The 26,444-nt window shown below is 68.5% G+C and carries 23 protein-coding genes; 13 read left to right on the top strand and 10 right to left on the bottom strand.

Translation table 11 applies throughout. The annotated features are described in order from the left end of the window. Positions 1-139: 139 nt before the first annotated feature. From ACFXK0_RS15060 to prpD, 5 genes are all read right to left on the bottom strand, one after another. Positions 140-1,078, bottom strand: coding sequence for a methylenetetrahydrofolate reductase (locus ACFXK0_RS15060; RefSeq protein ID WP_379410788.1), 939 nt, complete (start codon positions 1,076-1,078; stop codon positions 140-142). After that, positions 1,068-4,466, bottom strand: coding sequence for a pyruvate carboxylase (locus tag ACFXK0_RS15055; protein WP_379410787.1), 3,399 nt, complete (start codon positions 4,464-4,466; stop codon positions 1,068-1,070). Before ACFXK0_RS15055 ends, ACFXK0_RS15060 begins: the two co-directional genes overlap by 11 nt. Before the next feature lie 96 nt (positions 4,467-4,562). Then, the gene (locus ACFXK0_RS15050; protein ID WP_379410785.1) at positions 4,563-5,687 is read right to left on the bottom strand and encodes a bifunctional 2-methylcitrate synthase/citrate synthase; all 1,125 of its coding nucleotides are present in this window, start codon (positions 5,685-5,687) and stop codon (positions 4,563-4,565) included. Next, entirely contained in the window at positions 5,687-6,601 is a 915-nt protein-coding gene (prpB, locus tag ACFXK0_RS15045) for a methylisocitrate lyase (RefSeq protein WP_379410783.1), read from the bottom strand. The genes ACFXK0_RS15050 and prpB overlap by 1 nt, the downstream gene beginning before the upstream one ends. Continuing rightward, the gene (gene prpD / locus ACFXK0_RS15040; RefSeq protein ID WP_379410782.1) at positions 6,601-8,103 is read right to left on the bottom strand and encodes a 2-methylcitrate dehydratase PrpD; all 1,503 of its coding nucleotides are present in this window, start codon (positions 8,101-8,103) and stop codon (positions 6,601-6,603) included. The genes prpB and prpD overlap by 1 nt, the downstream gene beginning before the upstream one ends. A 155-nt stretch (positions 8,104-8,258) precedes the next feature. Here prpD and ACFXK0_RS15035 point away from each other — a divergent pair, with 155 nt between their 5' ends. Next, positions 8,259-9,692 (top strand): short-chain fatty acyl-CoA regulator family protein, encoded by a 1,434-nt coding sequence (locus tag ACFXK0_RS15035; protein WP_379410780.1) that lies wholly within the window; start codon positions 8,259-8,261, stop codon positions 9,690-9,692. Positions 9,693-9,718: 26 nt separating this feature from the next. Here ACFXK0_RS15035 and ACFXK0_RS15030 read toward each other — a convergent pair whose 3' ends face one another. Continuing rightward, positions 9,719-10,345, bottom strand: coding sequence for a DUF4203 domain-containing protein (locus ACFXK0_RS15030; protein WP_379410779.1), 627 nt, complete (start codon positions 10,343-10,345; stop codon positions 9,719-9,721). A 149-nt stretch (positions 10,346-10,494) separates the two neighbouring features. On the opposite strand from ACFXK0_RS15030, the gene ACFXK0_RS15025 reads away from it, so the two are divergent. Together ACFXK0_RS15025 and ACFXK0_RS15020 are read left to right on the top strand one after the other, a co-directional pair. Beyond that, a complete protein-coding gene (locus tag ACFXK0_RS15025) occupies positions 10,495-10,923 on the top strand; it encodes a DUF6325 family protein (protein WP_379410778.1) in 429 nt (142 codons plus the stop codon). A 13-nt stretch (positions 10,924-10,936) separates the two neighbouring features. Next, a complete protein-coding gene (locus ACFXK0_RS15020) occupies positions 10,937-11,263 on the top strand; it encodes an SHOCT domain-containing protein (protein WP_379410776.1) in 327 nt (108 codons plus the stop codon). A 4-nt stretch (positions 11,264-11,267) separates the two neighbouring features. Here the strand turns inward: ACFXK0_RS15020 and ACFXK0_RS15015 are convergent, their stop codons facing one another. Beyond that, entirely contained in the window at positions 11,268-12,281 is a 1,014-nt protein-coding gene (locus ACFXK0_RS15015; protein ID WP_379410775.1) for a phosphotransferase family protein, read from the bottom strand. A 252-nt stretch (positions 12,282-12,533) separates the two neighbouring features. Here ACFXK0_RS15015 and ACFXK0_RS15010 point away from each other — a divergent pair, with 252 nt between their 5' ends. Continuing rightward, complete coding sequence (locus ACFXK0_RS15010) at positions 12,534-13,838, top strand: lipase family protein (protein ID WP_379410774.1); 1,305 nt, start codon at positions 12,534-12,536, stop codon at positions 13,836-13,838. A 46-nt stretch (positions 13,839-13,884) separates the two neighbouring features. Here ACFXK0_RS15010 and ACFXK0_RS15005 read toward each other — a convergent pair whose 3' ends face one another. Then, complete coding sequence (locus ACFXK0_RS15005; RefSeq protein WP_379410773.1) at positions 13,885-14,499, bottom strand: TetR/AcrR family transcriptional regulator; 615 nt, start codon at positions 14,497-14,499, stop codon at positions 13,885-13,887. Positions 14,500-14,725: 226 nt separating this feature from the next. On the opposite strand from ACFXK0_RS15005, the gene ACFXK0_RS15000 reads away from it, so the two are divergent. From ACFXK0_RS15000 to ACFXK0_RS14985, 4 genes are read left to right on the top strand one after another with little or no spacing between them, the layout of a single operon-like run. Then, positions 14,726-16,792 (top strand): acyltransferase family protein, encoded by a 2,067-nt coding sequence (locus tag ACFXK0_RS15000; RefSeq protein WP_379410772.1) that lies wholly within the window; start codon positions 14,726-14,728, stop codon positions 16,790-16,792. A gap of 47 nt (positions 16,793-16,839) precedes the next feature. After that, positions 16,840-17,421, top strand: coding sequence for a TerD family protein (locus tag ACFXK0_RS14995; protein WP_379410770.1), 582 nt, complete (start codon positions 16,840-16,842; stop codon positions 17,419-17,421). Between the two features lie 45 nt (positions 17,422-17,466). After that, on the top strand, positions 17,467-18,171 hold the full coding sequence (locus tag ACFXK0_RS14990) for a response regulator transcription factor (protein ID WP_379410769.1): 705 nt from the start codon (positions 17,467-17,469) through the stop codon (positions 18,169-18,171). Positions 18,172-18,220: 49 nt separating this feature from the next. Next, on the top strand, positions 18,221-19,561 hold the full coding sequence (locus ACFXK0_RS14985) for an ATP-binding protein (protein WP_379410768.1): 1,341 nt from the start codon (positions 18,221-18,223) through the stop codon (positions 19,559-19,561). A 230-nt stretch (positions 19,562-19,791) separates the two neighbouring features. Here the strand turns inward: ACFXK0_RS14985 and ACFXK0_RS14980 are convergent, their stop codons facing one another. Together ACFXK0_RS14980 and ACFXK0_RS14975 are read right to left on the bottom strand one after the other, a co-directional pair. Further along, positions 19,792-20,460, bottom strand: coding sequence for an MspA family porin (locus ACFXK0_RS14980; protein WP_379410766.1), 669 nt, complete (start codon positions 20,458-20,460; stop codon positions 19,792-19,794). Positions 20,461-20,501: 41 nt separating this feature from the next. Beyond that, positions 20,502-21,158, bottom strand: coding sequence for an MspA family porin (locus tag ACFXK0_RS14975; RefSeq protein WP_379410964.1), 657 nt, complete (start codon positions 21,156-21,158; stop codon positions 20,502-20,504). A 182-nt stretch (positions 21,159-21,340) separates the two neighbouring features. On the opposite strand from ACFXK0_RS14975, the gene ACFXK0_RS14970 reads away from it, so the two are divergent. The 5 genes from ACFXK0_RS14970 to ACFXK0_RS14950 all read left to right on the top strand — a co-directional run bounded on the left by ACFXK0_RS14970 (position 21,341) and on the right by ACFXK0_RS14950 (position 26,404). Then, positions 21,341-21,670 carry a hypothetical protein gene (locus ACFXK0_RS14970; protein ID WP_379410765.1) on the top strand — a complete coding sequence of 110 codons (330 nt, stop codon included), beginning with the start codon at positions 21,341-21,343 and terminating at the stop codon, positions 21,668-21,670. A 161-nt stretch (positions 21,671-21,831) separates the two neighbouring features. Beyond that, a complete protein-coding gene (locus ACFXK0_RS14965) occupies positions 21,832-23,184 on the top strand; it encodes a cytochrome P450 (protein ID WP_379410763.1) in 1,353 nt (450 codons plus the stop codon). Positions 23,185-23,202: 18 nt separating this feature from the next. Further along, positions 23,203-24,444, top strand: a complete 1,242-nt coding sequence (locus ACFXK0_RS14960; protein ID WP_379410762.1) for a cytochrome P450 — start codon at positions 23,203-23,205, stop codon at positions 24,442-24,444. Beyond that, positions 24,444-25,688, top strand: a complete 1,245-nt coding sequence (locus ACFXK0_RS14955) for a glycosyltransferase family 4 protein (protein WP_379410760.1) — start codon at positions 24,444-24,446, stop codon at positions 25,686-25,688. The genes ACFXK0_RS14960 and ACFXK0_RS14955 overlap by 1 nt, the downstream gene beginning before the upstream one ends. Next, positions 25,682-26,404, top strand: coding sequence for a class I SAM-dependent methyltransferase (locus ACFXK0_RS14950; protein WP_379410758.1), 723 nt, complete (start codon positions 25,682-25,684; stop codon positions 26,402-26,404). The genes ACFXK0_RS14955 and ACFXK0_RS14950 overlap by 7 nt, the downstream gene beginning before the upstream one ends. The last annotated feature ends 40 nt before the right edge of the window (positions 26,405-26,444 follow it).

The raw sequence follows: 26,444 nt of genomic DNA, 5'->3' as shown, positions 1-26,444 counted from the left end.
GCTCATGGGCGCGACGGAGCCATCGATGCGGGGCCGTGGGCGATCCGCCGATGCGGACGCGGCCCGGAATCCTAGAGGAAGTACAAATGCATGGTCGCCACGGTAACGGCGTCGTGGACGCGCGTCCAACGATTATTCGCTAGGCGACGGCAGTGGTGGTCTGGTGTGCGCTGTAGCCGAGGTTGGTGAGGACTTCGCTGGTCGCCTTGGCGAAGTTGAGGGTGATGAAGTGCAGGCACGGCGCGCCTTCGTCGATCAGCCGCTGGGCGATCTCGGTGGCGATCCGGATGCCTTCGGCACGCACCGCGGCCGCGTCCTCCACCGGACCGGTGCCCGCGGCCCGCTCGAGCCGGGCCCGTATCGCCGCGGGCAGCGGCCTGCCACAGAGTTCCTCGGCCCGCCGCACCGTCCGCAACGACGTGATCGGCATCAGCTCCGGGATCACCGGCTTGACGCCCTCGACCGGATCCAGCGCCACCACCCGGTCCCGTAACCGCAGGTAGTGCTCGACATCGAAGAACATCTGGGTGATCGAATACTCCGCGCCCGCACGCAATTTCGCCACCAGATGCCGGGTGTCGTGCGCGAGGTCCGGGGACCGGTGATGTCCCTGCGGGAACGACGCCACCCCGACCTGGAAGTCACCCAGATCGCGCACGATGCGTACCAGTTCGTCGGCGTATTCGACGCCCTCGGGGTGCCTGCGCCATTCCCCGAGCGGGTCGCCGGGCGGGTCGCCGCGCAGGACGAGCAGGTTGCGGATGCCCGAATCGGCGTAGGAGCCGACCAGGGAGCGCAGTTCGGCGATGCTGTGGCCGACGGCGGTGAGGTGCGCGACCGGCAGCAGGGTGGTCTGGGTGGCGAGTTCGCCGGTGATCCGGACGGTGCGGTCCTTGGTCGAGCCGCCGGCGCCGTAGGTCATGGAGACGAAGGCGGGGTGCAGGCATTCGAATTCACGCACCGTCCGCCACAGCCGGGATTCCCCGGCGGCGTCGCGGGGCGGATTGAACTCCACCGAGAACGGCACCCGGTACCCGGGGTGCTCGCGCAGGCGCTGTGCCACGGACTCACCGGTCATCGACATCCCCCAGTTCGACTAGTAGGTCGCCGCCCTCGACCTGCTGCACCTTCGCCGTGGCGACCCGTTCGACGATACCGGCGCGCGGCGCGGTGATGGCCGCTTCCATCTTCATTGCCTCGATCGTGCCGAGAGTGTCCCCGGCATTCACCGAATCTCCTTCGGACACAGCGAGAGTCACGACACCGGCGAAGGGGGCGGCGACCTGGCCGGGATTGTTCTTGTCGGCCTTCTCCGCGACCGGGAGCTCCGAGGTGATCGCCCGGTCGCGCACCGCGATCGGGCGCAACTGCCCGTTCATGATGCACATGACCGTGCGCACACCCTTCTCGTCCGGCTCCGAGATCGCCTCCAGGCCGATGAGCAGGGTGACGCCCTTCTCCAGCTGGACCCGGTGTTCCTCACCCCGGCGCAATCCGTAGAAGAACTGGTTCTCCGACAGGCCGGTCGTGTCGCCGTATTTCTCGCGATGAGCATGGAATTCGGCGGTCGGGCCGGGGAACAGCAGCCGGTTGAGGGTGTCGCGGCGCTCGTCCGGCGACCCGTCGAGACCGGCCTGATCGGTGGCCGTCAGCGCGACTTCGGGTTTGGGTTCACTTCGTCCGGCCAGGGCTTTGCCCCGGAACGGTTCGGGCCAGCCACCGGCCGGGGTACCGAGCTCACCGCGCAGGAACCCGATCACCGAATCCGGGATGTCATAGCGACCCGGGTCGGCGGCGAAGTCCTCGATACCGACACCGGAACCCACCAGCGCCAAAGCCAGATCACCGACCACCTTCGACGACGGCGTCACCTTGATCAAACGCCCCAGCAGCCGGTCAGCCGCCGCGTATTTCGCTTCGACCTCCTCGAACCGGTCACCCAGACCCAGCGCGATCGCCTGCTGACGCAGATTCGACAGCTGACCACCGGGAATCTCATGGGTGTACACCCGGCCGGTCGGCGCGGGCAGACCCGACTCGAACGGCGCATACACCTTCCGCAACGCCTCCCAATACGGCTCCAGATCGCAGACATTCCGCAGATCCAGACCGGTGTCACGGTCGGTGTGCGCGGTAGCCGCGACGATCGCCGACAACGCCGGCTGCGAGGTGGTACCCGCCATCGCCGCCGACGCACCGTCCACGGCATCGGCGCCTGCCTGCCACGCCGCGAGGTAGGTGGCCAGCTGACCACCCGGAGTGTCGTGAGTGTGTACGTGCACCGGCAGATCGAAGTTGCTGCGCAGCGCGGTCACGAGCTTCGCCGCCGACGGCGCACGCAACAGACCGGCCATGTCTTTGATCGCCAGCACATGCGCGCCGGCGTCGACGATCTGCTCGGCCAGCTTCAGGTAGTAGTCGAGGGTGTAGAGCTGTTCGTCCGGGTCGAGCAGGTCACCGGTGTAGCTCAATGCGACTTCCGCGACGGCAGTGCCGGTTTCGCGTACGGCGTCGATGGCGGGCCGCATCTGCTCCACATTGTTGAGCGCGTCGAAGATCCGGAAGATATCGATACCGGTGGTCGCGGCCTCGGAAACGAAAGCGCGCGTCACCTGTTCCGGATACGGCGTGTAACCGACGGTGTTGCGGCCACGCAACAGCATCTGCAAGCAGATGTTCGGCACAGCCTCACGCAACGCGGCGAGACGCTCCCACGGGTCTTCATGCAGGAACCGCAGCGCCACATCGTAAGTCGCGCCACCCCACGCCTCGATCGAGAGCAGTTCCGGGGTCAGCCGCGCGACATGCCCGGCCACACCCAGCAAACCGTTAGTCCGGACACGGGTGGCCAGCAACGACTGATGCGCGTCACGGAAGGTGGTGTCGGTGACACCGAGCGCTTTCTGCTCCCGCAGCGCCCGCGCGAATCCCTCGGGCCCGAGGGCGCGCAGCCGCTGACGTGACCCGTCCGGCGGCGGCAGGGTCAGGTCGATCGCGGGCAGTTTGTCGTACGGGTACACCGTGGTCGGACGTTCACCGTGCGGTTTGTTCACCGTGACATCGGCCAGATAGTCGAGAATCTTCGATGCCCGGTCCGCCGGCACCCGCCGTGTCACCAGATCCGGGCGCGCGTCGATGAACGAGGTGTTCACCTTCCCCGCCCGGAAATCCGGATCATCCAGAACTGCTTGCAGGAAAGGAATATTCGTCGCGAGCCCACGAATGCGGAATTCGGTCACCGCCCGCTGTGCCCGGGCCACTGCCGCCGGGAAATCCTGACCCCGGCAGGTGAGTTTGACCAGCAGCGAATCGAAATGCGCCCCGATTTCGGCGCCGACCGTCGCCCCACCGTCGAGCCGCACGCCCGCACCGCCGGGCGTGCGGTACGCGGTGATCCGCCCGGTATCAGGCCGGAAACCATTGGCCGGATCCTCGGTGGTGATCCGGCACTGCAACGCCGCACCACGAATCGACACCGTCTCCTGACTCAAACCCAGATCCGCCAGGGACTCCCCCGCCGCGATCCGCAACTGCGCCTGCACCAGATCCACATCGGTGATCTCCTCGGTCACCGTGTGCTCCACCTGGATCCGCGGATTCATCTCGATGAACACATGATTACCGCGCTCGTCGAGCAGGAACTCGACCGTGCCCGCGCAGCTGTAACCGATCTGGCGGGCGAAAGCCACCGCATCGGCGCAGATGCGTTCGCGCAGCGCGGGATCCAGATTCGGCGCAGGCGCCAGCTCGATCACCTTCTGATGCCGCCGCTGCACCGAACAATCCCGCTCGAACAGATGCATCACATTGCCGTGCTGATCAGCCAGGATCTGCACCTCGATATGACGCGGATTCACCACCGCCTGCTCGAGGAACACCGTCGGATCACCGAACGCCGACTCCGCCTCCCGCGACGCCGCCTCGATCGACTCACGCAACAGCTCGGGCGCGGCCACCCGGCGCATACCGCGACCACCACCACCGGCCACAGCCTTGACGAAGATCGGATAGTCGAGTTCCGCCGAGGCGGTCAGCAATTCCTCGATACCAGCCGACGGCTCGCTCGACTTCAGCACCGGCAGACCCGCCGCCCGCGCCGCCTCGATCGCGGTGGCCTTGTTCCCGGCCATTTCCAGCACCTCGGCCGATGGCCCGACAAAGGTGATGCCCTCGCGCGCACACGCCGCCGCCAGCTCCGGATTCTCCGACAGGAAGCCGTAGCCCGGATAGATGGCGTCGGCACCGGCCGATTTCGCCGCCTCGACGATCGCCTCGATCGACAGGTAGGCGCGCACCGGATGGCCCGGCTCACCGATCTGGAAGGACTGGTCGGCTTGGTGCCGGTGCGGGGAATTGCGGTCCTCGTACGGGAACACCGCGACCGTGCCCGCACCGAGTTCATAGGCGGCGCGGAAGGCGCGGATGGCGATCTCGCCACGATTGGCTACCAGGATTCGGGAGAACATATCGACCTTGTCGAGTCGGGGCGTCAGCGAGGGTGCGCCGGGTACGGCACGGCGGCCCGCACGGGTGGTGCGGACCGCCGAGAACGGGCTGTAGTGCTAGGCGACGACCGTGCGCTGTGGCACGCCGACGTATTCGCTCAGGGGCCGGATCAGTGCGTTGGATTCGCCCTGTTCGATGATGTGCGCGGTCCAGCCGGTGATCCGGCTCATCACGAAGATCGGGGTGAACGCCTCGATATCGAAGCCGAGCAGGTAATAGGCGGGGCCGGTCGGGAAGTCGAGATTCGGTTTGATGCCGGTGGCCTCGTCCATGGTGCGTTCGAGCTCTTCGTACATCCGCACCCACTGATCGCCGTCGGTCGCGGCGGCGATATCGAGGAACGCCTTTTTCATCGTGGGCACCCGGGAATCACCGTTCTTGTAGACCCGGTGGCCGAAACCCATCACTTTTTCCTTGTGCGCCAGCTTCTTTCGCAGCCATTCCTCGGCCAGCGCGGGATCGCCGATCTCGAGCATGTCGTGCATGACCGCTTCGTTGGCCCCGCCGTGCAGCGCACCCTTCAACGCTCCGATGGCGGCGGTCACCGCACTGTAGATATCGGACAGGGTCGAGGTGACCACACGCGCGGCGAAAGTGGATGCGTTGAAACTGTGCTCGGCGTAGAGGATCAGCGACACCTCGAACGCCTTGACCAGCTCCCGCGACGGGACGGCGCCGAAGCACATGTTCAGGAAGTTCTCCGCATACCCCAGATGGGAGTGCGGCGCGATCGGGTCCAGGCCGTGGCGACGGCGGTGGTCGGCGGCCACGATGGTCGGCAGCACGGCCAGCATCCGTAATGCCTTGGCGCGGTTGGCCGGTGCCGAGTTGTCGTCCTCGGCGGGGTCTTCGGCGCCGAGGTAGCTGATCGCGGTGCGGACGATGTCCATCGGATGGCAGTTGTCGGGCATCTTCGCCACCAGCGACAGCAGCGAGCGGTCCGCGCGCCGGGACGCGCGCTCCCGCTGACAGAACCGTTCCAGCTCGACGTGACCGGGCAGCTCACCACGCCACAGCAGGTAGGCCACCTCCTCGAACGAGCAGTGCGCGGCCAGGTCCTGCACGGCGTAGCCGCGGTAGGTCAGCGAATTCGTTTCCGGGACCACCTTCGAGATCGCGGTGGTGTCGACGACGACGCCGGCCAGGCCCTTGTAGATGGTGGGTACCGCGATGTCGGTCATCACTGGTCCTTTCGCAACGCGAAATTGAAGATGTCGGAATCGAATTCGTTGTAGCGCTCGTACTGCAGCAGTTCGTAGAGCCGGGACCGGTGCTGCATCCGATCCAGCAGACTGGCCTGGGTGCCCTCGGCGAAGATCTCGCGCAGGCCGGCTTCGGCGGCGAACATGGCCAGCCGCAAGGTGGACACCGGGTAGATGACGGCGTTGTAGCCGATCTTCTCCAGCGTGGCGGCCGGGACCAGCTCGGATTTGCCGAACTCGGTCATATTCGCCAGCAGCGGGGTGTCCACCGCGGCCCGGAACTTCTCGAAATCGGCGGGGGTGTGCAGGGCCTCGGTGAAGATCAGGTCGGCGCCCGCCTCGGCGTAGGCTTTGGCACGCTCGATCGCCGCGTCGATGCCCTCGATTCCGGCGGCGTCGGTGCGCGCGCAGATCACGAAGTTCGGGTCACGCCGTGCCGCGACCGCCGCGCGCAACCGCCGCACCATCTCCGCCACCGACACAACGGCTTTGCCGTCGAGGTGGCCGCAGCGCTTCGGATTCACCTGGTCCTCGAAGTGGGCACCCGCGATGCCCGCGTCCTCGAGGAAGGTGACCGTGCGCGCCGCGCTCATCGGCTCACCGAATCCGGTGTCGGCGTCGATGAGCACGGGGAGGTCGGTGACCCGCGCGATCTGCCTGCCACGCTCGGTGACTTCCGTCAGCGTGGTGAGCCCGATATCGGGCAGCGCCAGATCGGCCGAGACCACCGCGCCCGAGACATAGACGCCCTCGAAGCCGATCTCCTCGATCAGCCTGGCCACCAGCGGATTGAACGCGCCCGGTATCCGCTGGATCCGGTCCGAGGCCAGGCCGGCCCGGAACACGATGCGCTTGTCGGCGGCCGAGGTCGCCGCGGCGAGCAGCCCCGTCATCAGAACAGGCCCTTCGGCAGCTTCGGCGCGCGCGCGAGCACCTCGTCGGAGACGGTGAAGTTCAACCCGCCCAGTTCCTCGCCGGTGAGCTCGGGGGTGCGCTCGGCGAGGTCGAGGAAGCGGTCCTGTTCGGCCGGGTCGATCACGCCCTCGGCCAGGGTGCGGAACTTGGCGATGTACTGGTCGCGGGCGAACGGGCGCGCGCCCAGCGGATGCGCGTCGGCGACAGCCAGCTCGTCGACGAGGACTTCGCCGCTCTTCAAGGTGATTTCGGCGCGGGCGCCGAAAGCTTTCTCGTTCGGGTCGGTGGAGTGGTAGCGGCGGGTCCACTCCGGGTCCTCGGCGGTGGAGATCTTGTTCCACAGCGCGACGGTGTCGGGACGCTGGGCCCGCTCGGGGGCGTAGGAGCGCTCGTGGTGCCAGGTACCGTCCTGCAGGGCGACCGCGAAGATATACATGATCGAGTGATCGAGGGTCTCGCGCGAGGCCGCGGGGTCGAACTTCTGTGGGTCGTTGGAGCCGGTGCCGATCACGTAGTGCGTGTGGTGGCTGGTGTGCAGCACGACGGTCGCGATCTGGTCCAGATCGCCGATCCGCTCGCGCAGGCGGAAGGCCAGGTCGATCGGTGCCTGGCTCTGGTACTCGGCCGAGTGTTCCTTGGTGTAGGTGTCGAGGATGCCGCGCTTGGCCTCGCCGGGGCCGGGCAACGGCACCGAGTACTCCGCCTGCGGGCCGCCGAGCAGCCAGGCGATCACACCGTCCTCGCCCTCCCAGATCGGCGACGGCGCACCCTCGCCACGCAGCGCGCGGTCGACCGACTCCACCGCCATCTTCCCGGCGAAGGCCGGCGCGTAGGCCTTCCAGCTGGAGATCTCGCCCTTGCGGGACTGACGGGTGGCGGTGGTGGTGTGCAGGGCCTGGCCGATGGCCTGGTAGATGGTCTCGGTGTCGAGGCCGAGCAGGGTGCCGATGCCCGCGGCGGCCGAGGGACCCAGGTGGGCGACGTGGTCGATCTTGTGTTCGTGCAGGCAGATCGCGCGCACCAGGTCGACCTGGATCTCGTAGCCGGTGGCCAGGCCACGGATCAGGTCGGCGCCGTCGCGGCCGGTGTGCTGGGCGACCGCGAGGATCGACGGGATGTTGTCGCCCGGGTGCGAGTACTCCGCGGCCAGGAAGGTGTCGTGGAAGTCCAGTTCCCGCACCGCGACGCCATTGGCCAAGGCCGCCCATTCCGGGGAGAACCGGCCGGGCACACCGAACACGGCGGCTCCGGGGCCGTAGGGGTGGGCGAGTGCTTGAGCGCGCGCGTTCGCCACCGGGCGCCGGGTGAGCGAGGCCGCGGCCACCGCGGCATTGTCGATGATCCGGTTGACGATCATCTCCGCGGTCTCGGCGGGCACCGCGACCGGGTCGGCGGCAACCTCGGCGATCCGCCACGCGAGGTGTTCGGCACGGGGGAATTCCTCGGCGGAACGATGGGTGCGGACGAGATGGTTCTTCACGGTGAATGCCTCCCGGAGCGGTGAATTCCTGCTGCTTGTTTCGCACGTTACACACAGCGCGTTTACCGCGAAATACACCGCAAATGCCAAATATTGTGGACGAATTCCAGCAAATTTGCGTAAGTTGTGAAAGGTGCGGCTGCTACGTTGGTGGCATGCAGAAGATGTACGCGGGCGCGCGGCTGCGGACGCTGCGGGAACAGCGTGGGCTGTCCCAATCGGGGATGGCCAAGGTGCTCGGGCTATCGGTGAGTTATGTCAATCAGCTCGAGAACGATCAGCGCCCGCTCACCGTGCAGGTGCTGCTGCGGCTCAATGCCACCTTCGACCTGGACATGGGTTTCTTCGCCGCCGACAGCGACGCGCGGCTGCTGGCCGACCTACAGGACGTCTTCGCCGACGACCCCGACGCCGCGGCGGTCTCCACCGCCGAACTCGACGACCTGATGACCAGGGCGCCCCGCGCGGCCCGGCTGCTGGTCGGCCTGCACCGGCGCCTGCGCGGCGCCACCCAGCAGCTCGAACAGTTCTCCGCCGAACTCGAGACCGGCCCGGCCGAACCCGGCACCGCCATGCCCTACGAGGACGTGCGCGACTTCTTCTACGACCGCCGCAATCACATTCCCGCGCTCGACCAGGCCGCCGAAACGCTGTTCACCGAGAACGGGCTGAGTATCGGCGGACTCGATCTGCAATTGACCCGCTTGCTGCACGAGCAGCACGGCATCACCGTCGGCATCCGCACCGACGACCCCACCGATCCCGGCCCCAAACGGATCTACGACCCCGATGCCCGGCGAATCATCTTGGCCCGCAGGCTTTCTCCCGGGCAGCGCGCCTTTCAGCTCGCCACCCAGCTGGCGTTCCTGACGCACACCCACATCATCGACGCGCTCACCGCGTCGGTGGAGTCGATGCCGGGTGGTTCCCGGGATCTGTTGCGGATCGGCCTGGCGAATTACTTCGCGGGTGCGCTGATCTTGCCCTACACCAGGTTTCGCGATGCGGCCGAGGACATGCACTACGATATCGACCTGCTGTCGTCGATGTTCGAGGTCGGTTTCGAGACCGTCTGTCATCGGCTGTCCACGCTGCAACGGCCGAATCAGCGTGGGGTGCCGTTCTTCTTCGTCCGCACCGACCGCGCGGGCAATATCTCCAAGCGCCAGTCCGCCACCGCGTTCCATTTCTCCCGGGTCGGCGGCAGCTGCCCGCTGTGGGTGGTGCACGAGGCCTTCACCACGCCCGGCCGGATCCGCACCCAGATCGCCGAGATGCCCGACGGCCGCAAATACCTGTGGCTGGCCAGGACCACCGACGAGAGCACCCCCGGATATCTCTCCCCCAAAAGGGATTTCGCCATCGGTCTCGGCTGCGATCTGGCCTATGCCGAGAAACTCGTCTACTCGCACGGTCTGCCGATCCACGACGAGTCCACCGCGGTCCCGATCGGCGCAGGCTGCAAGGTCTGTGAACGTCCCGCCTGCGCGCAGCGCGCGTTTCCGCAGCTGGGCCGCGCGATCCGGGTGGACCAGAATCGCGCGGCCAACATCCCCTACACCCCGGCCGACCGGGGCACTACGGGGTGACGACGGCGAAATCGGGGGTCGGGTGGTCAGCCGGGCCAGCCGCCGTTGCGCTTGCGCTGGTCGATCTCCGGTTCGTCGTCGTCACCGACGAGGTGTTCGATGCCGAGTTTCTCGGCGAACAGGTGGCGCTGGGTGATCCAGCCGAGAACCGACAGTCCGATCCAGGCCAGGGTCGAGACGATCTGTTCCCAGGCCTGGTCGGGCGAGCGCAGGAAGGCCAGCGAATCACCCATCCGCGCGACACCGCTGAGGATCATGCTGGCGCCGCCGATCGAGGTGAGCCACAGCAGCGCGCGGGCGGCGAATTTCTGGGCCAGGAAGGCACCGGCCACACAGATCGCCAGCACCACGATCATGCTCAGTGCCCAGTTCTTGTCGCCGGGCTGCAGCACGGTGGCCAGCTTCGCGCCGATCATCGCGCCGGTCAGGCCGCCGATGAGATAGGCGGCGAACTTGAAGATCAGCGAGGTCACCACCCACGCCGACACCGCCCCGATCAGACCGATCAGCAGCAGCCACCACAGCGACGCGTTGAACAGGTCCGCGATCAGCCAGCCCAGGCCGAACCCGATCGCCAGGATCCCCAGATGCACCGAACGGATGCCGTAGAAACACAGCAGTGCGCCGACCAGAGCCACCACGATGCCAGTCATGAGCTGAAGTTATCCACCTCGCCGACCCGACGGATCGCCCGTTTCGGATGAAATCGGCGCCGAGATCGGCCGTCCCCGGCTGAGCGCGCCTGTATGGTTCACCCGATTCGGGTGAAGCGCGGCGGGCCGGGACGGCGCAGGATCGGGCCATGGAATCAACACCAGTGCTCGGGCCGGTCGAATTCCTCGCGCTGACCTTTCCCGGCACCGCGATCGACGCGACGATCACCGACGCGCTGGCCCAGGTGGTCGGCGACGGCCTGGTGACGCTGCTCGATCTGATCGTGCTGTCGATGGATGCCGCGGGCGCGGTGACCGAACTCGAGATCGACGACGACCTGAACCAGGTGGGCCTGACCGGACTGACCGCCGCCGACATCGACCTGGTCAGCGACGCCGACCTCGAGGTGGTCCGCGCGTCGATGGAACCGGGGACCACCGCGGTGGTGCTGGTCTTCGAGGAGACCTGGGCGCGCAGGCTGACTGCCGCGGTGCACGGCGCGAAAGGCGAAGTGGCCCTGCATGTCCAGGTCCCGCGCGATGCCGTCGACGCGGCCCTCGCCGCGGCGAAGTCCTAGGAAGGGATCTGCCATGCCATTGCGAATGGGTCGTGTCGGGCGACCGGGACTGCTCGGCACCGTGGCCAGGACCGCGGTTGTCGCGGGCACGGCCACGGCCACGTCCAACGCGGTCAACAACCGGGCCCGCAGGCGAGCCGCCGAACAGCAGGCCTACGTCGATCAGCAGACGATGGCCCAGCAGCCACCCGCCTACGCACCCCCGCCACCACCGGCTCCCGCACCGCAGTCCGGCGGCGTGGACGTGGTCGCCGAGTTGACCAAGCTCAGCCAGCTGCACCAGGCGGGTGCGCTCACCGACGCGGAATTCGCCGCGGCGAAGACCAAGCTGCTCGCCTGAACGTTCAGTTCCGGAGGTCGGCGAGCACAGCGGTGACCGGGCCTGTCGCCATCAGCAAGGCCCTGGCGCGCGCGATGATCCGCTCGCGGCAGGCCTCGTCGACGTAGCTCGTCCATGCGGCGCGGCTCGGGCCCCAGAAGCGGTAGAGCGTCTGCACTGCCAGGTGCTGGGTCATCTCCGTTTCCACCGAATCCCGGCTCGCCGCAGTGAAATACGCGCAGTAGTGATCGAGGAATTCCGCGATCGTGCGCGCGACCCGGTCGCCTGCACCAGCGGTCTCCATCGAGATCAGCAGTTCGCAGAGGAGGTAGGCCAGGTCGTAGGCCGGGGTGCCCAGGTGCGACTGCTCGAAGTCGATGATGCCCAGGGCGGTGTCGGTGGCGAGGATATTGCGCGAGTTGAGGTCGCCGTGGGTGACGCAGTCGGTGCGGGCCTGGTAGGCGCGGCGGCAGGCGAGCACGCGCTCGGTTTCGGGTGGGGTGAGGTGGGCGGTGATGTCGTCGTATTGCAGGCGCAGTTTGAAGTCGCGGAAAGCGGTGTTGGCGAACAGCGAGTCCGGCGGGAACCGGTGGTGGGTCGACTGGTGCAGTCCGGCCAGGGCGCGCGGTAGTTCGGTCAGGACCGCCCTGGGCTGTTCGCCCCGGGCGAGGTAGGCGTTGAGTGGCTCGTCGCCGGACGCGGCCGTCATCAGGAAGGCGCAGCGGCGCCGGTCGAAGGCCACGATCTCCGGCACCTCCTGCGTGGAGCAGGCGGCGGCCAGCATCTGGACCCGTCCGGCCAGTTCGGCCCGCTCGGCCGCCGGGATCCGCGGCGGGGAATAGAGCGGGTTGGGCACATCGTCGAGGTACTGCTTGAAGAAGTAAGTGCCCTGTGTTGTGTCGACCCGCAGCAGGTAGTTGAACAATCCCCCGGTCTGCGGCGCGATTCCCCGGACGGCCGCGCTGTCGAGCCCGAGCCCGGCCTCGACCACGGCCAGGCAATCGGCGAGTCGTTCGGGTGCGATCGTTTCGTCGATCATGGACGGCCCCCCACTGTCGGTGTGTACGGGAATTATGGCCTCGCACACCGACAAACAGGCAGCGGCGGGACCATAGCGCCACCCGGTACCGATCAACCAATAAATATTGCGAACGGTCGAAATATTGATTTCGGGAACCTGTTCCCGTAGCGTCCGAATCCACGACACGAGAGTGGGGAATACATGGAACGCCGAGGCTGGACAGGACGCCGGGGACGGTGGGGCGCATTGCTCGCGAGCACGCTGGTTGCGGTGGGCGCACTGGTCGCCGGGCCCGCCGGCGCCGAGGTGGCCGACGACTTCTACACACCGCCGTCCGGGTACGAGTCGAGTGCGCCGGGGACGATCCTCGACAGCAGGCCCGTGGTGGCGAAGGTGTTGCAGCAGTTCCCGATCGACGCGCAGGCCTGGCAGCTGCTGTACCGCACGACCGACGGCGACGGCAATCCCTACGCCGCCGTCACCACGGTGCTGGTGCCGCAGGGTCCGGCGCGGCCACGGCCACTGCTGTCGTTCCAGGCCGCCTACGACGCGATCCAGCGTGAGTGCATGCCGTCGTACTCGCTGGTGCACGGCAACCTCACCGATCTGCTCGACACCGCGAAGCAGTCGGGCCGGTCGACGGTGCCCTCGGAGGCCGCGCTGGTGGCCACCGCGCTGTCGAAGGGCTGGGCGGTGAGCGTGCCCGATCCCGGCGGTGTCGACGACCACTTCCTGACCCCGCGACTCATGGGCTACACCGTCCTGGACGGCATTCGCGCGGCCGAGAACTTCGCACCGCTGGGACTGCCCGGCGCGGCGACGAAGGTCGCGGGCTGGGGCTATTCGGGTGGCGGTGTCGCGACGAGCTGGGCCGCCGAGGTGCAGCCGCGCTACGCGCCGGAGCTGAACGCGGTCGGCTTCGCGATCGGTGCGCCGGTCCAGGATCTGGAGGCCGCCATCCGCACCGCCGACGGGCGCTCGACGGTGGGTCTCGTCCCGCTCGGGCTCGCCTCGATCAGCAAGGACTCCCCCGAATTCGCCCAGCACATCGATCCGTACCTCACCCCGGCGGGCCGCGCCGTCGTCGAGCTCGCCCGCACGAGCTGCACCGCGACGACGGTGGGCAGCACCCGGTTCCGGCGGGTGAGTGAGTGGCTGAACGCGCCGATCGACCAGATCATGACCGACCCGGTCATCCGCCGCGAGGTGGACGCCCGCAAGCGCGGCAGCGAGACACCGACCGCGCCGCTGTACGTCCTCAACGGTCTGCACGACGAAGTGAGCAACGGCCCGGCCGTCGACGCGCTGGTCGCCCGATACTGCGCCGCCGGCGCCTCGATCACCCAGATCAGGGACGCGGTGCCGGACACGCCGATGGGCGCGCACGGCATGGTCGCGCTCACCGGCGCAGGCGGCATCCTGTCGTGGCTCGAGCGGGCGCTCGACGGCGACGGGCCCGTGCAGGGGCCCGGTTGCACGGTACGCACCATCACCTCCTCGGCGCTGGAACCCGAATTCGCCGGCAACCTCCCGGATTTCGCGTCCGCGATCCTGGGCACACTGCTCGGCCGATGAATACCTGAGCGGGGCGTGCAGGGGGCGCCCCGCTCAGCCCGGCCGGTCAGGCCGGGCCGCGATGCGCGGCGAGGTAGTGACCGACCATCTCGCTGAACACCGCCATGCGCGCCGCGTCCTGCTCCGGCTGCGGGAACGCGCCGGTGCTCAGGGCGTCGCCGTCGAAACAGAACACCACGATCGAGCCGAGCGCCAGCACCTGTTCGACCGAGAGCCCGCGTGCCGAGGGCATTTTCACCCCGCCGGTCACCAACGCCGCCGCGTACTCGAGCCGCACCACCTCGAGTTTCTCCCGCAGCGCGGGATCGGTGCGGGCCGCCATGGTCAGCTCCAGCCACACCGCGTTGATCGGATCGCGCGCGGCCGACCGCCACAAGCTGAGGACCTCGGTGAGATCGGACCGATCCGGCAACTGATTCATCTTGGCGACGAAGGACTCCCGCTGCCGCTTGCCGACCTCGGCCGCCGCGGCGGCAACCAGATCGAACAGGGTCGGGAACCGCCCGAACAGCCCGCCGTGGGACACCCCGGCCCGCCGGCAGACCTCCTTCACGGTGACCTGCGCGTACCCCTTGTCGACGATGGTCTCGATGGCCGCGTCGATGAGGGCCTTGCTCGTCTCGGCCCGCCGCTGCGCCTGCGTCCGCCGGACTTCGGGCACCCCATCACTCCTTCGGGCTACGGGAGATTATCGACCGGATGGTCGAAATCAACGATAGCAGCGGAAACGCGGCAACCGTCACCGGCAGCCGCCGTGACAGGCAGCCGATGATGTGACACCGGCATTCGGCCCGTGGTAGGAGATTCGTCATGCTTTCCACGCTCGCCGTTCTCGGGAATACCGATTCACTTACCGCCGGCGGGGGCGTGGCATCGGATTCGCGGCGGTGACGGTCACCGGATCCGGTTCGGCGACCACCGCGCCCCTCGCGGCAAGCACCTACCGATCCGATCTGGACGGGCTGCGCGGACTGGCCATCGCGCTGGTGGTGGTCTTCCATGTGTGGATGGGCCGGGTCTCCGGCGGTGTCGACGTGTTCCTGGTGCTGTCGGGCTTCTTCTTCACCGGTTTGCTGCTGCGCCGGGCCGAGCGCGACGAAACCGCCTGGGAGTGGGCGGTTCTGCGGCGCACCGCGCGGCGGCTGGTCCCCGCCATGACGGTCGTGCTCGCCGCGGTCGTGGTGGCGAGCACGCTGCTGCTGCCGTACACGCAGTGGTCCGACATCGCGGCGCAGACCGTGGCATCGCTGTTCTACCACCAGAATTGGGAACTGGCGCTGAGCTGGGCGGACTATCTGGCCGCCGACCCGTCGGTCAGCCCGCTCCAGCATCTGTGGTCGATGTCGGTGCAGGGGCAGTTCTATCTCGCGGCGCTGGTGGTGGTCGCGGTGGTGGCCCGCGGGTGCGCGGCACTGTCGCGACCGGCGCTGATCCGGCCGCTGGTCGGGATCGTCGTGGTGGCGGCGGCGGTGTGGTCGTTCGGGTACGCCATCGAGGGCGCGGCGACACGGCAGGGCTGGAACTACTACGACACCCTCGCGCGCGGCTGGGAGCTCGCGGCCGGCGCGGGGCTGGCCGTGCTCGCGCCGTGGCTGTCGCTGCCGCGCTGGGCGCGCGGTGCGGCGGCGGTGCTCGGTGTCGCGGGGGTGGTGCTGTGCGGGTGGCTGATCGCCGACGGCGCCAATCGTTTTCCCGGACCGTACGCGCTGCTGCCGGTGTGCGCGGCCGCGGCGGTGATCCTGTCGGTCAACCGGGTGCCCACCACGGACTGGACCGGCCCGCACCGGCTGCTGGCCCATCCGCTGATGCGCTGGCTCGGCGATATCGCCTATCCGCTGTACCTGTGGCACTGGCCGATCCTGATCTTCTTCCTCGCCGAACGCGGCGACGCCGAGATCGACCTGGTCGGCGGCGGTGGCGTGATCGCGATGTCGCTGGGCCTGGCCTGGCTGACCCACCGGGTGATCGAGGAACCGTTGCGCAGGCCGACCGGGGTGGTGTATCTGCGCCGGCTGGCGGGGGTGACGGTGGCCGCGCTGCTGGTCGCGATGCTGGCCGTCACCTCGGTGTGGCAGTACGGCGTGGTCCGGACCGAACCCGCCACCGCGGCCACCGGCCTCGAGCTCGCGGGCTACCCGGGCGCCGAGGCGCTGGCCGCCGGTGTCGCGGTCCCCGTGGCGCCCCTGCGCCCCAGCGTCTTCGACGCGCACACCGATCTGCCGCCGCCGACCGTCGACGGCTGTATCGCCGACTGGAACACCCGCGAGGTGGTCACCTGTACCTACGGCGATCCCGAGGCCGAGCGCACCCTCGCGCTGGCAGGCAGCTCCCATGCCGAGCACTGGCTGCCCGCGCTGCAGGTACTCGCCGAGGAACACTCCTTCCGCATCCAGGTGTATCTGAAGATGGGCTGTCCGCTCACCGTCGCCGAAGACGCCACCTACGTGGGTGAACCGATCCCGGACTGCCGCGACTGGTCACGCGAGGTGATCGACCGGCTCGGCACCGACCGGCCCGACTGGGTGTTCACCGTCGGTACCCGCCCGCGCGACAGCGGCGGCGACGAGACGCCCGCGGAATACCTCGACGTCTGGTCGGCGCTCTCGGATCAGGGCCTCAATGTGATCACCGTGCGCGACACCCCGTGGCTGCGCCGCGGCACCGTCCGCTACGCGGCCGCGGACTGCCTGGCCGCCGGTGGCGACCGCACGAGCTGCGGGATGCGCCGCACCGACGCGCTCAGCCCGGTCGACCCGCAACTCGAACCGGCCGCACGGTTCCCCAGCATCTTCCCGATCGACCTGAGCGACGCGGTCTGCCGGGCGGCGATCTGCACGGTCGCCGAAGGCAACATCCTCATCTACCACGACGAGCACCACCTCACCGCCAGCTATTCCCGTTCTCTCGCAGGGGCCTTGGGGCGCGCGCTGCAACCGATCCTCGGCTGGTGGTGAGGACGCCGCACCGCACGGCATGCCCGGAATGTCGGTAGCCTCGTCGTGTGATCACTCTCAGAAAAGAAGACGGCGCAGCCGATCTCGCAGGTATCACCAAGATGAGCGTCGGCGTGAGCTGGGATCCGTCGGCCGGTACCAGCGGCGGCCTGCTCGGCATGGCCCGCCGCAAGCGCGGCGTCGACCTCGACCTGATCGCGGTGCTGCTCCAGGGCGGCGAGCCGGTGCGCTTCGCCGGACTCGACTCGCTGGACCCGATCGGCAACGGCTCGGTACTGCACTCCGGTGACGAACAGACCGGCGCCGCCGCCGGCGACGACGAGACCGTGCACGTCACCTTCGCCGACGTGCCGACGCCCATCGACGCCATCGTGTTCGTCGCGGCCGCGTTCAAGAAGGGCGCCTCGTTCGAGAAGGCCAACAACGTCTCGTTCAAGATCTACGACGCCACCGGCGCCGACACCCAGCCCGTCGCCGACATCTGGCCCTCGCTGCTGGGCGCGGAGAACGCCAACGCCATCGCGCGCGCGTTCCGCAACGGCCCGGTCTGGCAACTCGAGGTCCTCGACCGCAAGGGCAAGATCAAGCAGGGTGACCGCCAGGCGCTGCTGCGCTTCGCCATCGGTTAGGCACCGCCTGCCACCGACCAGCTACCGTGGGATCGGAGGCAATGAATGAGCGCACAGTTGATGATCGTGGAGGACGACACCCGGGTTCGGACGTCGCTGCGGCTGGCGATGGAAGACGAAGGGTATGTCGTCGCCGAAGCCGAGCTCGCCGAGACGGCGCTGGATCAGGTCAGGACGCACGGCGTGCCCGACGTGATGATCGTCGACCTCATGCTGGGCAGTGGGATGGACGGCTACACCTGTATCCGGGAGGTGCGCCGCGAGCACGACGTGCCGATCATCGTGGTCAGCGCGCGCGACGACACCCATGACGTGGTCGCCGCGCTGGAGGCGGGCGCCGACGACTTCGTCACAAAGCCGTTCGAGGTCAAGGAGCTCACCGCCCGGATCAGGGCGCTGCGCAGGCGCACCAGGAACACTGTCGAGCGCGAGGTCACCGAGCTCGTGCTCGACGCGGGCAGGCAGCTGGTGCTGTGCCAGGAACGCGGCTCGGTGCAGCTCGGCGGCGCCGACCTGCACCTGACGCTGACCGAGTTCCGGCTGCTGTGCGAGCTGGCGGGCAACGACGGGCTGGTGCTGAGCAGGCAGGTACTGCTCGACAAGATCTGGGACCGCGGGTTCTTCGGTGACGAACGCATCGTCGACGTGCACGTGCGCCGGCTGCGCACCAAGATCGAACGCGATCCCGCCGACCCGCGTCTGCTCGTCACCGTGCGCGGGCTCGGCTACCGACTCGATGTCCAGGCCTGAGTCACGCCTGCGCTTACCTTCCCGATTCCGTGGACTGCGGGGCCGGGTCATGGCCGCGTTCGTCTTCGGCGCGAGCCTGGTCGCGGTGGTGCTGGCCGGCTCGGTGTACGGCATCAGCACCAGCTACATGGAATCGCAGCGGACCCGCACGGTCGAGCGCGCCACCGGCGTGCACGCCGAACTGCTGCGGCTGCGCATGGACAAGCTGCACGTCACCGGTGAGCAGGCGCTGCAGACCCTGCACCTGCCCACCGGCACCATGGCTCTGCTGCGCTGGGACGAGGAGTGGACCATCGTCGGCAGCGACGTCACTCCCCCGCCGCTGGCCGAGGCCGTCGGCGAGCACGAACTGGAGCCGGCCGAGGTGCGCCTGGGCGGTCAGCCCTATCTGCGGACCGGCGCGCAGATCGACGAACACGCCGTGCTCTACGAGTTCGCGCCGATGCAGGAACTGGTCTCGACCATGCGGGTGATGCGGACCATCGTGCTCGCCTGCGCCGTCGTCGCGGTGGCCGTGGCCGCCGCGCTGGGTGCCTGGGCCGCCCAGCACGCGCTGAGCCCGCTGCGTCAGGTCGCGCGCACCGCATCGCGGATCGCCTCGGGCGAACACGAGCAACGACTGCCGCGCACCACCGACCAGGACCTCTCGACCACCGTCGACTCGTTCAACGCCATGGTCGATTCGCTGCAACGCCGCATCGAGCACGAACGCAGGCTGGTCTCGGATCTCAGCCACGAGCTGCGCACCCCGCTGACCACCCTCACCACCACCGCGACGGTGCTGGCCGGGCACCGCGACGAACTCTCCGAACGGCCGCGCGCCGCACTGGATCTGCTGATCGAGGAGACGACCTATCTGCGCAGGCTGCTCGACGACATGCTCGCGCTGGCCCGCGCCGAGGCAGGCATCCACCGCTCCGATCCGGCTCCGCTGGCACCGGCGGACCTGCTCGCCCACCTGCTCGCCGGGCGCGGCGCCGCACCCGAGCTGCTCGAGGTCGGCACCGAGGTCATGGTGCGCGGACGGCGGATGGAACTCGAACGCGCCCTGGTGAATCTGCTCGACAACGCCGAACGTCACGGCGGCGGTCTGGTCGGGGTCCGGGTCGAGCGGGACGGCCCGGACTGCCGGATCCTGGTCGACGACGCGGGCCCCGGCGTCCCGCCCGCGGACCGGGAGCGGATCTTCGACCGCTTCGTCACCGCCTCGCGCACCACCGCGGGCACCGGGATCGGGCTGGCTCTGGTGGCCGAGACCGTCGCCGGGCATCACGGCAGCCTGTGGTGTGCCGAACGGCCCGGCGGTGGCGCGCGTTTCGTGCTGACCATCCCGGCCCTGCCCGTGGATCGTCATGCGATCGCAAACAAGCGCCCTGATCCGATGCAATGAACACTTGCGATTCTCGACCGGTGCCGGGGCCCGATGAGGGGCCGCGACACCACTGGTCACCGGGATCGAGTCGGTACGCAACGGCGCCGGTTCGGAGGAGGACACCGCCCGCACGCGGCCGCGGATCCGGATGCCGTCGCAGCACCCGATTCCGGTGACCGAACCAGCCCCGAACACAGACGAAGGCCCGGCGCGCGATGCGCCGGGCCTTCGTGTCCCCTGTCAGGGCATCAGCCGATGCTGAACGGCTGACCCCACAGCGTGACCACCGAATTCACGTTCTCGGTCTCGACCTTCACCTTCACGAACGCGCGCGCCTGGGCGTAGCCGCCGCAGCCGCTGAGGCCGATCGTGGAGTCGGCCCAGGTCACCGAGCCGGTCTTGCCCTTGAACTTGTTGTTGGTGGAGTGATCCTCGTTGCCGTAGTCGTCGGCCTTCTCGAGATCGAGCAGGTAGAACGACTTGGCCTGGCCGGGGCCGAGGCTCAGCTCGGCGCCGCTGCTGGCGCCGACGTTGACATCCTCGCCGTCCCAGCTGGATTCACCCTCGACGCCACCTTCGACGCCGCCGCCGTCGATGTTGACCTGGCAGCCGACGACGTAGCCCGGGTAGATCTTGCCGCCCTTGGCGTTGTCACCGGACACCTCGACCTGCGCGCTGCCGGAGACCCAGACGTTGCGGTGCACCGGGGTGGAGCCCATCGACGGGTTGATGTTGGCCGACTCGCCGACCAGGCGCACGGTGACGACGGTGCCGTCGGCCAGCGTCTTGACGATCTCGCCGCCGGGCAGCGGCACGAAGGTGTCGGCGTTGGCGGCGCCGGTGGACAGCAGTCCGAGCGCCACGGCGGCCGCGCCGACCACACCGGCCAGCCGAGCCGAATTCTTACGGTCGATCATGTATGTCATTTCCTCGGATCGATTCGGTCGCTGCGGTGCGCTCAGCCGATGCTGAACGGGGCACCGTAGAGGGTGGTCTTGGAGTAGTGGTCGCCGATGATCTCCACGACCGAGTAGGAGCGGGCCTGCGCGTAACCGGCGCAGCCCTGGACCTCGATCTCGACGTCCTGGTACTCGACGGCGTAGACGCCGGCCTTCAGGATGTCCTTCTTCTCGATCTGGACGAACTTGACCTCGCCCGGGCCGAGTTCGAGACCGACCGAGCCGCCGATGCTGCCACCGGACCGATCGATGCCGCCGGAGATGCCGGCGGAGATGGCGTCGTCACCGATGGCCACCTGGCAACCGACGATGTAGCCGGTGTTGAGCTGCGAGGCACCGTGCGTGGAGGAGTTGTTGGTGCCCTCCTTGCCGGCCGGACCGTTGTACGGGCCGACCTCGCCCTCGGGAGTGGCGGTGACATCGGCGATCACGGTGCCCGAGACCCAGGCCACGCGGCCCGCGCCGTTGGCGGCCAGCGACGGCGAGATCACGGCGCGCTCACCGGTTCGCGTAATGGTCACACCCGGGCCCTGGCGCTGGCCGTCGGGCAGCGGGACGTTGGCGTCGGCGCCTGCGGTACCGGCGGCGAAACCACCGAGTGCGACGGCAGCGGCCGCGGCGGCGCCCAGTGCGGATGGAGCATTGCCCTGGCTGATGGCCCGCTGAGAACGCTGCGACGGCCCACCGATGAAGGTCCAGGAACGGGAACATTGCCGGTTCTTTGCAGTCGTGTGACGGCGTCCTGGTCGGTGCCGGGTCTTCGCAGCCGGTGCGAAGTTCGGTCAAGGGGGCGTGATTTCGGTGTTCCCTGAATAGTTGCTGCACTAGCGTTTCCGGCATGGACGACATCGAGTTGGATTTGCCGAGCGTCGCTTCTTCGCACAGCGCCGGACGGATTCTGGAGATCGGCGCGGTCGGTCTGCGCAACCCACTGCCGGTGAACGGCGAGCGGACGCACGCCTATGTGTCCACCGTCGACGGCACCACATTGCGGTTACCCGACTCGCTGCAGCACTGGGCGATGCAGACCCTGGCCGCGAACTACGACCTACGCGCGACCGGCCTACCCTCCCTGTTCCCCTGCCGCTTCGAATTCGGCATCCGCGACGGCGCCGCCTACGCCGTCCCCGTCACCCAGCGCTCCCGAACCGCCGCCGCCCCAGCCTGATTCCACCCCGATACCACCCATAGCCCGTGCCGGCGTGCCTCTCGCGCGCCGGCACACGTGTGTGCGCCGGGCCCGAAACCTTGTCGCGAACCGGTAACCGTAGTAACGTCCAGACACATGTCCATACGGTGTCTGGACAGTATTACGGGAAGGATCTCCCCATGACGCTGGTGCAACCACGGCGTGTGTCCGGCGGCGCGGAAGAACACGGGCACCTCGACGAATTCCGCACCGATCCGATCGCCCTGATGCGTCGCGTGCGCGCGGAATGCGGCGATGTCGGCACCTTCGAACTCGCCGGGCGCGATGTCGTGCTGCTCTCCGGGGCCGAGGCCAACGAATTCTTCTTCCGGGCCGGCGACGACGATCTGGACCAGGCCGCCGCCTATCCGTTCATGAAGCCGATCTTCGGCGAGGGCGTCATCTTCGACGCGCCGCCGGAACGCCGCAAGGAGATGCTGCACAACCAGGCCCTGCGCGCGGACCACATGCGCGGGCACGCGGGCACCATCGCCGCCGAGGTCGACCGGATGATCGCCGGCTGGGACGACATCGGCGAGATCGACCTGCTCGAATTCTTCGCCGAGCTGACCATCTACACCTCGTCGGCCTGCCTGATCGGGCGCAAGTTCCGCGAGCAGCTCGACGGCCGCTTCGCGCACCTCTACCACGAACTCGAACAGGGCACCGACGCGCTGGCCTATGTCGACCCGTACGCGCCGATCGAGAGCTTCGTCCGCCGCGACGCCGCGCGCGCGGCCCTGGTCGAGCTGGTGCAGGCGATCATGACCGGTCGCATCGCGAATCCGCCGGTGGGCAAAGAGGATCGCGACATGCTCGACGTGCTCGTCTCGATCACCGACGACAACGGTGAGCTGCGCTTCTCGGCCAGCGAGATCACCGGCATCTTCATCTCGATGATGTTCGCCGGTCACCACACCACCTCCGGGACCGCGGCGTGGACGATCATCGAACTGCTGCGTCACCCGGAGACGCTGGCCGGGGTGGTGCAGGAGCTCGACGAACTCTTCGCCGACGGCGCCGATGTGAGTCATCACGCGCTGCGCCAGATCCCGCAGCTGGAGGCCGCGCTCAAGGAGACCCTGCGCCTGCATCCGCCGCTGATCGTGCTCATGCGGGTGGCCCGCGGCGAGTTCGAGGTGTGCGGGCACCGGATCTCCCCGGGTGACATGGTCGCCGCGACACCCGCTGTCTCCAACCGGATCCCGGCCGACTTCCCCGACCCCGACGCCTTCGACCCGGCCCGCTATCTCGACCCGCGCCAGGACGACATCGTCAACCGCTGGACCTGGATTCCCTTCGGCGCGGGCAGGCACCGCTGTGTCGGGGCGCCGTTCGCGCTGATGCAGCTCAAGGCGATCTTCTCGATCCTGTTGCGGGACTGGGAATTCGAGCTCACGCAACCCTCGGACACCTACCGCAACGACCATTCCAAGATGGTGGTGCAGCTACAGCAACCCTGTCGCGTGCGCTACCGCCGCAGGCAGCGCTGAGCGCGGCGAGGAGCAGCAGTGATCCCCTCCGGTTTCGATTTCACCGACCCGGCCCTGTGGGCCACCCGCAATCCCGTCGAGGAATTCGCCGAACTGCGCAGTACCGCGCCGGTGTGGTGGAACGCCCAGACCGATGAGCAGTCCGGCGGTTTCCGCGACGGCGGTTACTGGGTCGTCAGCAAGCACGAGGACATCAAGACGGTCTCACGCAATGCCGAGCTGTTCTCCTCCCAGCTCAAGGGCTCGGTCATCCGGCTGCCCGGCGAGGTCACCCCCGAGCAGATCGAGCTCACCGGCGCGCTGCTGCTGAACATGGACCCGCCCAAGCACAGCAAGATCCGGCGGATCATCTCCCAGGGGTTCACGCCGCGCGCAGTCGAGGGGTTGCGCGCGGCGTTGACCGAGCGGGCAGCGGCCATCGTGGAATCGGCGCGCGGTTGCGGCGGCGGTGACTTCGTCGAGCAGGTGGCCTGCGAGCTGCCGTTGCAGGCGATCGCCGAGCTCGTCGGGGTGCCGCAGGAGGACCGGCGCAAGCTGTTCGACTGGTCCAACCAGATGCTCAACTACGACGACCCGGAATACGGCGACAACACCACCACCGACGCCTCCTCGCTGGCCGCGGCCGAGATCCTCGGCTACGCCTGGAACATGGCCGAACAGCGCCGCGCCGACCCGGTCGCCGATATCGTCAGCAAGCTCGTGCACGCCGATCTGGACGGCGAGGCGCTCGGCTCCGACGAGTTCGGGTTCTTCGTCATCCTGCTGGCGGTGGCGGGCAACGAAACCACCCGCAATGCCATCACCCACGGCATGAAGGCCTTCGTCGACAATCCGGACCAGTGGGAGCTCTACAAGCAGCAGCGCCCGCGCACCGCGCCCGACGAGATCGTGCGCTGGGCGACGCCGGTGACGGTGTTCCAGCGCACCGCCACCGCCGACACCGAACTCGGCGGGCAGCAGATCAAGAAGGGCCAGCGGCTCGGGTTGTTCTACAGCTCGGCCAATTTCGATGAGGACGCCTTCGACGACCCGTTCCGCTTCGACATCCTGCGCGATCCCAATCCGCACCTGGGTTTCGGCGGCACCGGCGCGCACTTCTGTGTCGGCGCGAACCTGGCCAGGCTCGAGATCGACCTGATGTTCCAGGCCATCGCCACCGTGATGCCGGATCTCACGCAGGTCGCCGAGCCGGAGCGGTTGCGCTCGGGCTGGATCAACGGCATCAAGCACTGGCAGGTCAGCTACGGGGCGGCGCACTGATGCGGATCGCACTGCTGTCGTATCGCAGCAAGGCGCACTGCGGCGGGCAGGGTGTGTACGTGCGGTACCTGAGTCAGGGGCTGGTCGAGCTCGGCCACGAGGTCGAGGTGTTCTCCGGGCAGCCCTATCCCGAGGATCTCGATCCGCGGGTGCGGCTGACCGAGGTGCCGAGCCTGGATCTCTACCGCGACGACGACCCGTTCCGCACCCCGCATCCGCGCGAGCTGCGCGATCGCATCGACCTGCTGGAGCTGGCCACCATGTGGACCGCCGGGTTCCCCGAGCCGCGCACCTTCAGCCTGCGCGCGGCCCGGCTGCTGGCCGCACGCACGGCGGATTTCGATGTGGTGCACGACAATCAGTGCCTCGGCTCCGGCCTGCTCGACATCGCCGCGCGGCTCCCGCTGGTGGCCACGGTGCATCATCCGATCACCCGGGACCGCGCGGTGGACCTGGCCGCGACACCGTGGCGGCGCAAGCTGTTCGTGCGGCGCTGGTACGGCTTCCTGGGCATGCAGCAGCGGGTGGCCCGGCAGATCCCCGACCTGATCACGGTGTCCTCGTCCTCGGCCGGCGATATCGCCGCCGACTTCGGGGTCGCGCCCGAGCAGCTGCGCACCGTCCCCCTCGGGGTGGACACCGACCTGTTCCGGCCCCGCGAGACCCCGCGGGTGCCCGGCCGGATCGTCGCGGTCGCCAGTGCCGACAAGCCGCTCAAGGGCATCGCGCATCTGCTCAATGCCGTTGCCCGCCTGCGGCATACGCGCGAGGTGGAACTGCGGCTGGTGGCCCGCCTGGAACCGAACGGGCCGACCGAGAAACTCATCGCCGAACTCGGCCTCGCCGATATCGTCACCCCGGTCAGCGGGATGAGCGACGAACAGCTCGCCGAACTGCTCGCCTCGGCCGAGATCGCCTGCATTCCCTCGATGTACGAGGGCTTCTCGCTGCCCGCCGTGGAGGCGATGGCCAGTGGCACACCGCTGGTCGCGAGCCGGGCAGGCGCACTGCCCGAGGTGGTCGGTGACTGCGCCCGGCTGGTCGCACCCGGCGACGTGTCGGCGCTGACCGGCACCCTCGGCGAACTGCTGGGCGACCCCGCCCAGCGTGAGCGGCTCAGCGCGGCGGGCCGGGCCCGCGCGCTCGACCTGTTCAGCTGGCCGGCCGTCGCCGCGCAGACGGTCGCCGTCTACGACCAGGCGATCGCCCGGCATCGCGACAACCACCAGGAGGCACCGTGCTGACCGTCGATTTCGACCATCTGGGCGTCGGCCCCGGCTCGCGGGTGATCGATGTGGGCTGCGGGGCGGGCAGGCATTCCTTCGAGGCCTACCGCCGTGGCGCCGATATCGTCGCCTTCGATCAGAACGCCGAGGACCTGGCCGAGGTCGCGGTCATGTTCGAGGCCATGGCGGCCGAGAGCCAGGTACCCGACTACGCCAAGGCCGAGACCGTGTGCGGCGACGCGCTCGAACTGCCCTACGGTGACGGCGAATTCGACGTGGTCATCGCCTCGGAGATCCTCGAGCACGTCCCGCGCGACACCCAGGCGATCGCCGAGCTGACCCGGGTGCTGAAACCCGGTGGCGCGCTGGCGGTCACGGTGCCGCGCTGGCTGCCCGAACGGATCTGCTGGGCGCTGTCGGACGAATACCACGCCAACGAGGGCGGGCACGTGCGCATCTATCGCGCCGACGAACTCCGCGACAAGATCACCGCGCGCGGCCTGCGCTACCGCGACCAGGACTTCGCGCACGCGCTGCACGCACCGTACTGGTGGCTCAAGTGCGCGGTCGGCGTGCGTAACGACGACCATCCGCTGGTGCGCGCCTATCACCGGATGCTGGTGTGGGACATGATGTCCGCGCCCACCCTCACCCGCACCGCCGAACGGCTGCTCAACCCGCTGGTCGGCAAGTCCGTCGCGCTGTACTTCACGAAACCGGCGGACGCCCGGTGAGCCGATGCCCCACCCGCCGGGTTCCTCGCCCCGCGCCCAT

The sequence above is a fragment of the Nocardia sp. NPDC059177 genome, assembly GCF_042755165.1.
Taxonomy (GTDB): Bacteria; Actinomycetota; Actinomycetes; order Mycobacteriales; family Mycobacteriaceae; genus Nocardia.
Note: the sequence above shows the minus strand (reverse complement) of the source record. Positions and strands in the feature narration are given on the sequence as shown.